Origin of the sequence: Frigoribacterium sp. CFBP 8751, assembly GCF_014841545.1 — a bacterium.
Classification (GTDB): domain Bacteria; phylum Actinomycetota; class Actinomycetes; order Actinomycetales; family Microbacteriaceae; genus Frigoribacterium.
In genome coordinates, this window is sequence record NZ_JACYUB010000007.1 from 160,491 (window position 1) to 173,065 (window position 12,575).

Here is a 12,575-nt window from a genome sequence, read left to right on the forward strand (position 1 = left end):
GGTCGAGGTGCTCGAGCGACGATACCGCCGTCGAGTTGCTTGGTCTTGAAGATACTCGTCTGGCAAGGGGAAGGCAACGAACGAACGCTGGGCATTCGCTGCACGTGGGCGGGTGATTCGAAGCTCGAACAACTCACTCGGCGAGGTATCGTGGCCTGCGTGGCGTCCGTCGCCGCGCCTCCTCGTCTTCGCTCCGTCCTCGCCTCGCCGTCCCGCCAGCAGAGAGCCCGCCATGTCCGACGTGTCACCCCAGCCGCCCGCCGGCTCCCCTCCGCCCCTCGACGACGAGGGCCAGCTCGACGTGACCCTCGTGCTCACGGCGTACGCGTCGCTGCAGCGACAGGGCGAGCGCGTGCAGAAGGTCGTCGCCGACCACTTCGGCATGGGCACCACCGACCTCCGCTGCCTGACCTTCATCGCCACCGACCACGACACGACCCCGAAGCGCGCCGCCGAGTTCCTCGAGCTGTCGACCGGGGCGACGACCAGCCTGATCGATCGGCTCGAGAGCGGCGGGTACATCTCGCGCCAGCCGCACCCCTCCGACCGGCGGAGCGTACTGCTCGAACTGGCCCCGGCCGGCCGCGAGGCGATCGACCAGATCCACGACTTCTACCGCCGGGCGTTCCGCGACGCGGTCGACCCGAACCACCTCGACTTCCTCGCGGCGGCGATGCGGGCGATCGGCGACTCGCTGACGCGCGCGGCGGCCGGCGACGACGCCGTCGCCTGAGCGACCGCCGCCACCGCCACCGCCACAGCCACCGCCACCACGCCGCCACCACCAGGTCGAACCACCGATGTGGCATCGAACCACGCACTCCGGTGGTTCGACGCCGCTTCGGTGGTTCGATGTCGTCCGGCTGGTCCGCGCGACCCGCACGGGCGCGCGCGAGCGGTCGTAGGGTGGGCCGATGACCCCCTCGGACGTCCTCGTCGAAGCCTTCTCGCGCCTCCCCGCCATCGCCGTGCGGGCGGTCGCCGACCTCTCGGTCGACGACCTCGCCTGGCGTCCGGACGACGAGGCGAACACGATCGCCTGGCTCGTCTGGCACACCGCCCGCGGGCAGGACGTCCAGATCGCCGACCTCGCCGCGTCCGACCAGGTCTGGACGGCCGACGGTTGGGCCGAGTCGTTCGCGCTGCCGTTCTCGCCGGCCGAGATGGGCTACGGCATGTCCCCGGCCGACGTGGCCGCGGTGCGGGTCGACGCCGAGCTGCTGATCGGCTACCTCGAGGCCGTCACCCTGCGGACGCGCGGTTACCTCGACGACCTCGACGGCGCCTCGTACGACGACGTGGTCGACGAGGCCTGGGACCCTCCGGTCACGGCCGGCGCCCGTCTCGTCAGCATCCTGAACGACTGCGTGCAGCACCTCGGCCAGGCCTCCTACGTGCGCGGCCTGCTCGACCGCCGCTAGCCGCCCGCCGCACCGAGACCCCCGGAAGTCGCCGAGACCCCTCGTCGCGCGGGGGTGTCTCGGCGACTTCCTGGGGTTTCGCGGTCGCAGGAGGTGCGGCCGCACGACGAAGAACCCCGTTCCGAACGATGAACCCCGGAGATGCGGGGTTCGTCGTTCGGAACGGGGTTCGAGACCAGGAGGCGCGGTGCGCGCCCCGAGGAGCGCTCGCTACGCCTGCACGCCCGCGAGCTCGTCGATCAGGCGGTCGCCCGAGCGGACCTCGATCATCTCGGCGTCGATCTCGGCGCGGTCGAGCAGCTCTTCCATGCGACGGCGGCGCTGACGCGTGATGAGCGTGACGACGGTGCCCTCCTTGCCCGCGCGGCCGGTGCGGCCCGAGCGGTGCATGTAGGTCTTGTACTCGTCGGGCATGTCGGCCTGGACGACCAGCTCGATGTCGTCGACGTGGATGCCGCGGGCGGCGACGTCGGTCGCGACGAGCACGTTGACCTTGCCGCTCGTGAGCAGCTGGAGGTTGCGCGTGCGGCGGGCCTGGTTCAGGTCGCCGTGCAGGCTCGTCGAGCGGATGCCGGCGTCCTCGAGCTGGTCGGCGAGCTGCTCGGCGAAGGCGCGGGTGCGGGCGAAGACCAGGGTCTTGCCGCCGCCCGAGGCGAGCTGCTCGATGACCGCGGTCTTGTCGCGCTGCTCGATCAGCAGCACGCGGTGGTCGATCGTGGCGCTGGCCTGATCTTCGCCGGCGACCTCGTGGACAGCCGGGTCGACCAGGAACTCGTCGACGAGCTTCGCCACGCCCTTGTCGAGCGTCGCGCTGAAGAGCAGCTTCTGGGCACGGGCGCCGTCGGGGCGGACCGTGGCGGTCTCGCGGATGATGCGCTGCACCGGCTCGAGGAACCCGAGGTCGCACATGTGGTCGGCCTCGTCGAGCACGGTCACGACGACCTCGCTCAGGTCGAGGCGACCCTGGTCGATGAGGTCCTCGATGCGGCCGGGGGTGCCGATCACGATGTCGACGCCGCGGTTGAGCGCACCGACCTGGCGCTGCTGGGGCACGCCGCCGTAGACCTGCGTGGTGAACAGGCCGACCGAGCGGGCGATGGGCTGCACGGTGCGGTCGATCTGCATCGCGAGCTCGCGGGTCGGGGCGAGGATCAGCGCACGGGGCTTGCGGCCCATCTTGCGGTTCTTCGCGCCGTTGTTCTCCATCAGCTTCTCGACCAGCGGGGCGCCGAAGGCGATCGTCTTGCCCGAGCCCGTGCGGCCACGGCCGAGCACGTCACGCCCGGCGAGCACGTCGGGGATCGTCGCGGCCTGGATCGCGAACGGAGCCGCGGCACCCATCGAGGCCAGCTGACGCTCGATGTTGTCGCCAAGGCCCAGGTCGCCGAAGCTCACGCCCTCGACGTCGGCCGCGGTGACGACCTCGGCCTTGAGCTTCTCGAGCTTGACGTCGTCCTCGGGCGAGTAGTGGGTCGCCGCGTCGCGCTTGGGGTAGAAGTCGCTCGACCGGTCGCCGACGCGGGCCGGGCGGTCACTGCGGTCGCTGCGGTCGAAGCTGCGCGGGGCGCGGTCGTCGCGAGCGGGGCGGTCGCTGCGGTCGAAGCTGCGTGCCGGACGGGCGTCGCGGTCGAAACCGCCGGAGGCGCGGCCACCGCGCTCGGGACGGTCACCGTACGAACGGGGCGCGCGGTCGTCGCGCGCCGGGCGGTCGCTGCGGTCGAAGCTGCGCGGGGCGCGGTCGTCACGCGAGCGGTCGTCGCGAGCCGGACGGTCGCTGCGGTCGTAGCTGCGGGGTGCACGATCGTCACGAGCCGGACGGTCGTTCCGGTCGAACGAACGCGGGGCACGATCATCGCGAGCCGGGCGGTCGCTGCGGTCGTAGCTGCGGGCGGCGCGGTCGTCGCGGGGAGCGGGGTCGTCGCGAGCCGGGCGGTCCGAACGGTCCCACGAGCGGGGTCCGCGATCCGAGCCACGGGCGGCGTCGCGGCCACCGTCACGGCCGTAGCCGCGCGCGGCCTCGCGGCCACCGTCACGGCCGAAGCGGGGCGCGGCGTCACGGCCACGCTCGCCGTTGCGGCTGTCGAAGTCGCGGTTGCCGAAGCGGTTGCCGCCGGCCGGCTTCTCGCGGGGCTCCCAGTTGGGGCGTCGGTCCTCGGAGCGGGCGGCGCCGGGGGCACGGTTGCCGCCACCGTCGCGGGTGCCGAACTCGCGGCGTCCGCGGTCGGCACGCTCGCTGGCGTCCCAGCGCTTCTTGGGGGCCGGGGCCCCGACCTCGTCGGCACGGTGGCCGCGGTGCTTGGGGCTCTTCGAACCGGCCTTGGGGGCACCGGCGGTGCGGTCGGTGCGCGGGCGGGAGTTGTCATAAGGAGACATGGAGGAGTTCTTTCCGGGCTTGTCAGAGATGACGCGAAGAAATACCCGGGCAGCCATTGACCAGGACCGTTCACAATCGTGAATTCATCCCGTCGTGACTCGACGGGAATCCGGCCCACAAGACTTACAAACCCTCGTGCTGTTCAAAGCTGTGCATGATCGGCACCCGCAGGTGCCGATGTGCTCGCGCCACAGGCGCGGTGTCTTGAGCCGACCCACCTACGATACCCGAGCCTCCCCCGAACCGGAAGCCCCGCCTCCTCGGGTCGATCGACGACCGGAGCCCACGTCACGCGGTGAAGCGGGCGAGTTCGTGCCCGACGGGCCAGCGCGCCAGCCCGTCAGGCACGGACTCGCCCGTTGTGCCGGCACATCCCGGCGCCGATCCCCGACGTGCCTCGCGCACCACCCGGCCGCAGCGCAGAACCCGACCTGCCTGCCGGCGTACCGAACCCGACCCGCCGGCCGCATCCCGGCGTACCGAACCCGACCTGCCTGCCGGCGTACCGGACCCGACCGCCTCCCGGCTTACCGAACCCGACCCGCCGACCGCATCCCGGCGTACCGAACCCGACCCGCCGGCCGCATCCCGGCGTACCGAACCCGACACGACCGGGCTGACACGCCGCTCAGGTCCTGCCCTGGGCGGCGTGTCGACCGCCCGTTGTCGCGAATTGCACAGCCAGGGCCGAACGCGGCACGCCGGCCGTCGTCACACCCGGGTGGGAGCCTGCTCGGCAGCCTCCGCCGCCCGCCGGTCGGCCCGGCGTTCGCCGATGCGCTCGAACAGGTAGTAGATGACGGGCAGCACCACGAGCGTCAGCAGGGTGGACGACACGAGCCCGCCGATCACGACGATGGCGAGCGGCTGCGAGATGAAGCCGCCGTGCCCCGTCACGCCGAGCGCCATCGGGGTGAGCGCGAAGATCGTGGCCGCCGCCGTCATGAGGATCGGCCGCAACCGCCGCGACGCCCCCTCGAGCAACGCCTCACGCACGCGCAGCCCCTTCTCGCGGTACTGGTTCACCAGGTCGATCAACACGATGGCGTTGGTGACCACGATGCCGACCAACATGAGCACGCCGATCAGCGACGCGACACCGAGCGGCACGCCCGAGGCGAGCTGCAGCAGGATCGCCCCGGTCGCCGCGAACGGGATCGACACGAGCAGCAGCAACGGCTGGATCAGGCTGCGGAACGTCGCCACCATGACGATGTAGACGATCAGGATCGCGATCAGCACGGCGAGCCCGAGCTGCGAGAACGCGTTGGCCTGGTCGGCCGTCGCCCCGCCGATCGTCGCGTCGGTCCCGTCGGGCAGCTCGACCGCGGCCACGGCGTCGGACACCTCGGTGCCAGCGGCGGACAGGTCGTCGCTCGACGGCGTGATCGTCACGGTCGCCGAACGCACCGCGTCGGTCGTCGTGACCGACGTCGGCCCGGTCGTCTGCTCGACCGTCGCGATGGAGTCGAGCCGAACGGGCCCGGTCGGGCTCGGCAGCTCGAGGGCCTTCAGCTCGTCGAGGGTCGTCGGCGGTGTCGGATCGACCGTGTAGACGTCCACCGAGCTGTCGTCGATCTCGAGCGAGCCCACCCGGAAGGGCTGAATCGCCTGCGACACGATGCCGCCCACGGCGACCTCGCTGTAGCCGAGCGCCGCGGCGGCGGCGCGGTCGACCTGCACGCCGATGACCGGCTGGGCCGCCTGGAGGTTCGAGCTGGCCTCGGCCGTGCCGGGAAGTCCCTGCACCTTCGTCAGCACCGCGTCCGTCGCGGTCTGCAGGCTGTCGGGGTCGGGTGCCGTGACGTCGACGGTGATGTCGTTGCTCGTGCCGAACCCGCTCGACGCCGACACCTCGATCTCGCCCGCGTCGGTGACGTCGTCCAGCTGCGACCGGACGTCGGCCTGGAGGGCGTCCTGGTCGGCACTCTCGTCCGTGGTGATCGAGTAGGTCACCGTGCTGTCGCCCGAGCCACCCAGGAAGCTCGCGATCGACGTTCCGCTCGAACCGATGGTCAGCTGCACCGTCTCGATGCCGTCGACGCCCTCGAGTACCTGCTCGACCTGGTCGGCGGCGTCGGACTGCGTCTGCAGGCTCGACGCGGGCGGCAGGGTCTGCGTGACGGTGAAGGTGTTCTGCCCGCTGGCACCGAGGAAGTTCGTCTTCATGAAGGGGATGACGGCGCCCGTCCCCACCAGGATCAGCAACGCCACGAGGATCGTCACGACCGGGCGCTTCAGGGTGCCCCGCAGCACGGGGACGTACGCGCGACGCAGGCGGTCGAGCGGCCGGGTGTCGGACGGGTCGGAGGCGCGGGTCGTCAACGACTCGGTCGTCGCCCCCTCGACGGCGGCGGCCTCGCCTCCCGGAGCGTGCTTGTGGGCCTTCGGCGCCCGCAGGAACCAGTACGCCAGCACCGGCACGATCGTGAGCGCGACGAACAGCGACGCGACGAGCGCGATGGTGACCGTCAGGGCGAACGGTCGGAACAGCTCGCCGGTGATGTTGCCGACGAACGCCAGCGGCAGGAACACCACGACGGTCGTGACCGTCGACGCGGTGATGGCACCCGCCACCTCGCGCACGCCGACCTTGATCGCCTCGAGCCGGTCGACGCCCGCGGTGAGGTGCCGCTTGATGTTCTCGATGACGACGATCGAGTCGTCGACCACGCGGCCGATGGCGATCGTCAGCGCACCCAGGGTGAGGATGTTCAGCGTGTAGTCCGCCGCCTGCAGCCCGATGAACGTGATCAGCACGCTCGTCGGGATGCTGATCGCGGTGACGATGGTCGACCGGATCGACAGCAGGAAGATCAGGATGACGATCACGGCGAACACGAGGCCGAGCAGCCCCTCTTCGGCGAGCGCGTCGATCGACTGCTGGATGAACGGCGCCTGGTCGAACACGACCGTGAGCTCCACGCCGTCACCCAGGTCGGAGGCGAGGCTCGGGATGGCGTCGCGGACGGTCTGCGACACGTCGACGGTGTTGGCGTCGAGGGTCTTGGTGATGGCGACCGTGAGGGCGTCCTGCCCGTCGACGCGGCTGATCGAGGTGACGGGGGCACCGGTCAGCTGCACGTCGGCGACGTCGCCGATCGTGGTGGCCGAGGTCCCGCCGAGCAGCGGCAGGGCGCGGATCTCGTCGACGCTGGTGATCCGCTGCCCGGCCTGGATCGACAGGGTCTTGCCGTCCTGCGTGATGGTGCCGCCGGGGATCAACGTGCCGTTGGCGTCGAGGGCGTCCTGGAAGGCGGCGGTCGTCAGCCCCGCGGCGGTGAGCGCCGTCTGGTCGGGCGAGATGGTGACGCGCTGGCCGGCGTCGCCGTAGATGGACGCCTCGCGGACGCCGTCGAGCTTCTGCAGGTCGGGCACCGTGACGGTGGTCAGCCGGTCGACCAGGGCCTGCGAGTCGGCCGAGTCGTAGCCGGTGACGGCGATCTGGATGACCGGCAGGTCGTCGAGGCTGCCCGTGACGACCTGGGTGTCGACCGAGTCGGGCAGCGAGAGCCGGTTGATCGCCGACTGGATCTTCTGCTCGGCCGAGTCGAGGTCGGTGCCGTAGGTGAACTCGGCCGACACCGTGCTCTGTGAGGTGCTCGAGGTCGCCGAGGTGCCCTCGAGGCCGGGGATGATCTGGACGGCCTGCTCGATCGGGGTCGAGACGTCCTCGTTCACGACCTCGGGCGTGGCACCCGGGTAGGAACTGACGATCGCGATCTGCGGGAACTGCACGTTCGGTGCGAGCTCTTGCTTGAGCGAGGTGAGGGCGATGCCACCGAAGACGGCGACGACGATGGTGACGAGGGCGATCAGCGCGCGGTTGCGCAGGCTGAAGACGGACAGCAGGTGCACGGTGCTCCGGTGGTGAGAGGGAGAGCGGAGGAGGCGCGGTGAACGACGTGCACCGCGCCTCCATTGTCACCAGCCTCTCTGGGAACTGGCGGCGCTTCCTTACATGCTGTGCAGATCGCTGCCCGGTCACCGTGATGGGGACGAGCCGACCGCACGCCCCGGCTCAGACCACCTCGGCCAGCAGCGGCGAGGCCGGCGCCTGCACCCCGTCGACCCCGTCCCACGCCGCACGCAGGGCCGCGAGCGCGCGGTCGGTGTCGCTGTCGGCGTACGAGAACGGCACGCGCAGGAACCGTTCGAACGCTCCGTCGATCCCGAACACCGGCCCGGCGGCGAGCAGCAGCCCTTCTCGGCGGGCGGCGAGGGTGAGCTGCGAGCTGACCGGCGCTCCGAGGCCGACCCAAGTGGTGAGCCCGCCCGCCGGCGACGGCACCTGCCAGGACGGGAACGCCTCGCGGAGGCCGTGGACGACGCGGTCGCGACCTCGGCGCAGGTGGCCGGCCCGCGCCTCCAGCACGCGGTCGAAGTCGCCGAGCAGCTCGGCGACCACCAGCTGCTCGAGCACTGGAGTGCCCAGGTCGCCCGCCGAGCGGGCGCGCACGAGCCGGTCGACGAGCGGGCGTTCGGCGCGGATCCAGCCGATGCGCAGACCGCCCCAGAGCGACTTGCCGACCGAGCCGATCGTCACGGCTCGTCCGTACGCGGCCATCGGCAGGGGCCGCTCGACGCGCGAGCCCGGCTCCACCCCGTCGATGGCCATCTCGGCCATGGTCTCGTCGGCGATCACCACGGTGCCCTCGGCGGCCGCCGCCTCGAGCACGCGCACCCGCTGGTCGGCGGGCATCGTCGCGCCCGTGGGGTTGTGGAAGTCGGGCATCAGGTAGGCCACCGGCGGGCTCGTGCGTCGCAGGGTCTGCATCAGTGCCGCTTCGTCCCAGCCGTCGTCGACGGTGACGCTGACCGGCACGAGGCGGGCGCCGGCCCCGCGGAGGGCCTCGAAGGCGTGCGGGTAGCCGGGCGCCTCGACGACGGCCCGGTCGCCGCGCGAGACCAGCACGCGGGCGAGCAGCGCGATCGCGTGCTGCGCCCCGAGGGTGACGACGATCTGGTCGGCACTCGTCTCGAGCCCGCGGCGTCGGTACCGTTCGGCGACGGCCTCGCGCAGCACGGGCCGCCCGACCGGGTCGTAGCCCGGGTCGTCGAGGTAGGCGCCGAGCCGCCCCGCCGCCCGCTGGGCCGCCTCGGCGATGCCGTCGACCGCGGGCAGGGCCGCCTTCGTCAGGTCGAGCAGCCCCTCGGTCGTCGTCGGGCGAGGCACCGAGGCACGAGCCGGCAGGCGGACGACGCTGCCGCTGCCGCGGACGCTGTCGACGTGGCCCGAGTCGCGGAGGGCGGCATACGCCGCGGCGACGGTCGTCCGGCTGACACCGAGGTGCGCACAGAGGTCGCGTTCGGACGGCAGGCGCGTGCCGACGGGCAGCCGCCCGTCGAGCACGAGCAAACGGATGCGGTCGGCGAGCGCCAGGTAGCCGGGAGCCGAGGAGGCGCGCCACGAGTCGAGCAGCACCCCGAGCGCTCGCGACGAGACGGTGGTGGCACCGTGGTCGAGGTTGGTCACGCGGCCACCCTAGGCCGATTGGACCCTTGCCACCAGGCCAGTCGGACGTTTGGATCGACCTCATGCTCCTCTCGCGTCGCCTGCTGCAGTTGTTCGTCGGCCTGACCGCCTACGGCTTCGCCATCGCCGTCATGATCCGCGCCGGCATCGGCGTCGCCCCCTGGGACGTGCTCTCGCAGGGCCTCGTGCGGCACACCGGGCTGACCTTCGGCACCGTCACGTTCGTCACGAGCTTGGTCGTCCTGCTGCTCTGGATCCCCCTGCGCCAACGCCCGCGCTTCGGCACGATCGCCAACACGCTGATGATCGGCCCGGTCGCCGACCTCGGCCTGCACGTGCTGCCGCAGCAGACCGAGTGGTGGGCGCAGGGCCTGACCTTCGCGGGTGGCCTGCTGTTGCTCGCCGTCGCGAGCGGTCTCTACATCGGGGCCGACTTCGGGCCGGGCCCGCGTGACGGCCTCATGCTCGGCCTGCACGCCCGGCTGGGTTGGCGGGTGGGCGTCGCCCGCACCGCCATCGAGGTCTCGGTGCTCGCGGTGGGCTGGCTGCTCGGCGGCCAGGTCGGCATCGGCACGGCGGCCGAGGCCCTGCTGATCGGCCCGCTCGTGGCGATCACGTTGCCGTTGTTCGCCCGGCGGCGGATGGCGACCTCCGTCGTGGTGCCGGCCCGCGCCTCCTCGTCCGCCTGAGCCCGAAGCCCACGGCCGGTACGAACCAGTTCGGACGGACCCGCGCTGACCGGGAATAAACCGCCCGCGAGCGAAGTTGACACGCCCTCGCACGGGAGTAGAGTCGCCGCTCGTGACCAACGACACCCGGTCGCCGAAGCGTTGGCTGATCGGTGAACCCCTGCCCTCGGAGAAGCTCGAGGGGCAGCTGCTGCCGAAGCACCTCGCACTGCCGATCTTCGCCAGCGACCCGCTCAGCTCGGTGGCGTACGCGCCGCAGGAGCTGCTGATGATCCTGCTGATCGGCGGCCTCGGGTTCCTCACGCTCGCACCGTGGGTCGCCGTCGCGGTGGTCGTCCTGCTGCTGGTCGTGGTCGCCTCGTACCGCCAGTTGATCAAGGCGTACCCGTCGGGCGGCGGCGACTACGAGGTCGCCCACAAGAACCTCGGCGAGAAGGCCGGGCTCGTGGTCGCCTCGGCGCTGCTCGTCGACTACGTCATGACGGTGGCCGTGTCGGTCGCCTCGGGCGTCGACAACATCATCTCGGCCGTACCCGAACTGGCGCCGGTGCGCGTCGAGCTCGCGATCTTCTTCGTCATCCTGCTGGCCGCCGTCAACCTGCGCGGCGTGCGCGAGTCGAGCAAGGCCTTCGCGATCCCCACCTACCTGTTCGTGTCGAGCGTCTTCGTCATGATCGTCATCGCGCTGGTGCGCACCGCCCTCGGCGACCCGCCCGTCGCCGAGAGCGCCGAGTACACGGTGCAGGCCGACCAGCTCACGCAGGCCGCCTTCGTGCTGTTGCTGCTCCGGGCGTTCTCGAGCGGCTGCTCGGCCCTGACCGGCGTCGAGGCCATCGCGAACGGCGTGCCCGCGTTCCGACGCCCCAAGGTGCAGAACGCCCAGAAGACCCTCGTGCTGATGGGCAGCATCGCCATCGTCCTGTTCGCCGGCCTCGTCGCCGTCGCCCTGATCGCGAAGGTGCACTACGCCGAGGACGCCTGCGACCTGCAAGGGTTCGTGGACTGTGCCACCACGCCGCAGCGCAGCCTCATCGCGCAGATCGCGAGCGCAGTGTTCGGCGGGGCACTGTTCGGCATTCCCTTCTACGTGATCCAGGCCTGCACGGCGGCGGTGCTGCTGCTGGCGGCGAACACGGCGTTCAACGGGTTCCCGCTGCTCGGTTCGATCCTGGCCCGCGACCAGTACGCCCCCAAGGCGCTCAACACGCGCGGCGACCGACTGATCTACTCGAACGGCGTGATCGTGCTGGCCCTCGTGGCCTGCGCCATCCTGCTCGTGTACCAGGCCAGCGTCACGGGGCTGATCCAGCTGTACATCATCGGCGTCTTCGTCTCGTTCACGCTCGGTCAGACCGGCATGGTCGTGCACTGGACCCGCATGCTGCGCGAGGGATGTGCCGACCGTGGAGCGGTGTACCGCGCCCGCGGCATCAACGCCTTCGGCGCCCTGCTCACGGCGTCGGTGCTGATCGTCGTGACGGTGACCAAGTTCACGCACGGCGCCTGGCTGGTGTTCGTCATCATGCCGATCCTCTTCGTGCTGATGCTCGGCGTGAACCGCTACTACCGCGACGTGCTGGTCGAGATCGAGCCCGACGCCACGACGCAGTTCGGCTCGCACGGCGACCACGCGATCGTGCTGGTCGGCACCATGCAGAAACCCGTGCTGAAGGCCCTCGACTACGCCATCGCCGCACGCCACGAGTCGCTCGAGGCGATCCACGTGGGCATCGACGACGAGGCCACGGCGCTGCTGCAACGACAGTGGGCCGAGCAGGACATCGACGTGCCGCTGCGCATCGTCGCCTCGCCGTACCGTGACATCAGCATGCCGCTGATCAAGTACATCAAGGCGCACCGTGAAGAGCACGGCAGCGAGGTCGTGACGGTCTACACGCCCATCTACATCGTCGGCCACTGGTGGGAGGCCGCACTGCACAACCACAAGAGCCGCCGCATCCGTCAGAAGCTCATGCTCGTGCACGGTGTGACGATCTCGCTCGTGCCGTGGCTGCTCGACTCGTCCGAGGTGCTCTACGGGCGTCGATCGCGGCCGATCCCCGGCCAGGACCGCCGTGGCGAGCCGATCCGCCCCCGCCCCGTGCCGCGCCGCGTGCTCGAGCCGGCCGGTCGCCGGTCGGGCGCCGCCGGCGGGGCCCTGGGCGCCGACGCGGGCCCGGACGGCCGCGCCGGGGCGGCGGTCGAAGGAGGCGCGGTGCAGCGGGGCCTCGACGTCCAGCCCGCGCAGAACGGCACGAAACCCGGCCCGAAGCAGACCCCGCGCGCACCGGGCTCGGCGGCCGGCAACCGCGGAGGCGGCGCCGCCGCACGCAAGGCCCGCTCGGCCGCCCGCAACTCGACCGGCACCTCCCCCCGCAAGAAGAAGTAGCGCCGGCGCCCCTCCTGCCCCGCCCGGCCCCGCTCCACCCCCTGTGCAATTCGCGACGAGCGGGCGACGACACGCCGCTCGACGGGCGGGACGGACGGCGTGTCCTGCGCCGGCGGTCGGGTTCGGCCCGCCCAGCAAGCCCGGCCCGGTCGGGTTCGGCCCGCCCAGCAAGCCCGGCCCGGTCAGGTTCGGCCCGCCCAGCAAGCCCGGCCCGGTCGGGTTCGGC

General features: G+C 71.6%; 7 protein-coding genes. 4 read left to right on the forward strand and 3 right to left on the reverse strand.

Annotation, left to right across the window (positions count from 1 at the left end):
- Positions 1-232: 232 nt before the first annotated feature.
- Both IFT88_RS15455 and IFT88_RS15460 read left to right on the forward strand, forming a co-directional pair.
- Entirely contained in the window at positions 233-733 is a 501-nt protein-coding gene (locus IFT88_RS15455) for a MarR family winged helix-turn-helix transcriptional regulator (RefSeq protein WP_192121618.1), read from the forward strand.
- A gap of 181 nt (positions 734-914) precedes the next feature.
- Positions 915-1,421, forward strand: a complete 507-nt coding sequence (locus IFT88_RS15460) for a mycothiol transferase (RefSeq protein WP_043594550.1) — start codon at positions 915-917, stop codon at positions 1,419-1,421.
- Positions 1,422-1,631: 210 nt separating this feature from the next.
- Here IFT88_RS15460 and IFT88_RS15465 read toward each other — a convergent pair whose 3' ends face one another.
- The 3 genes from IFT88_RS15465 to yczR form a co-directional block, all read right to left on the reverse strand.
- A complete protein-coding gene (locus IFT88_RS15465; protein ID WP_192121620.1) occupies positions 1,632-3,794 on the reverse strand; it encodes a DEAD/DEAH box helicase in 2,163 nt (720 codons plus the stop codon).
- A 712-nt stretch (positions 3,795-4,506) separates the two neighbouring features.
- Positions 4,507-7,653 carry an efflux RND transporter permease subunit gene (locus tag IFT88_RS15470; protein ID WP_043594557.1) on the reverse strand — a complete coding sequence of 1,049 codons (3,147 nt, stop codon included), beginning with the start codon at positions 7,651-7,653 and terminating at the stop codon, positions 4,507-4,509.
- Between the two features lie 163 nt (positions 7,654-7,816).
- A complete protein-coding gene (gene yczR / locus IFT88_RS15475) occupies positions 7,817-9,271 on the reverse strand; it encodes a MocR-like transcription factor YczR (RefSeq protein ID WP_137847973.1) in 1,455 nt (484 codons plus the stop codon).
- 62 nt (positions 9,272-9,333) lie between these two features.
- Between yczR and yczE the strand changes: the two genes are divergently transcribed.
- Together yczE and IFT88_RS15485 are read left to right on the forward strand one after the other, a co-directional pair.
- Positions 9,334-9,960 carry a membrane protein YczE gene (yczE, locus tag IFT88_RS15480; protein ID WP_056227251.1) on the forward strand — a complete coding sequence of 209 codons (627 nt, stop codon included), beginning with the start codon at positions 9,334-9,336 and terminating at the stop codon, positions 9,958-9,960.
- Between the two features lie 112 nt (positions 9,961-10,072).
- Complete coding sequence (locus IFT88_RS15485; RefSeq protein ID WP_342212176.1) at positions 10,073-12,349, forward strand: APC family permease; 2,277 nt, start codon at positions 10,073-10,075, stop codon at positions 12,347-12,349.
- Positions 12,350-12,575: the final 226 nt, after the last annotated feature.

Bases quoted from the DNA above. Each gene is read 5' to 3' on its own strand.
- IFT88_RS15460 (WP_043594550.1), top strand. From the start codon at position 915: ATGACCCCCTCGGACGTCCTCGTCGAAGCCTTCTCGCGCCTCCCCGCC.
- IFT88_RS15455 (WP_192121618.1), top strand. From the start codon at position 233: ATGTCCGACGTGTCACCCCAGCCGCCCGCCGGCTCCCCTCCGCCCCTC.
- yczE (WP_056227251.1), top strand. From the start codon at position 9,334: ATGCTCCTCTCGCGTCGCCTGCTGCAGTTGTTCGTCGGCCTGACCGCC.
- IFT88_RS15465 (WP_192121620.1), bottom strand. From the start codon at position 3,794: ATGTCTCCTTATGACAACTCCCGCCCGCGCACCGACCGCACCGCCGGT.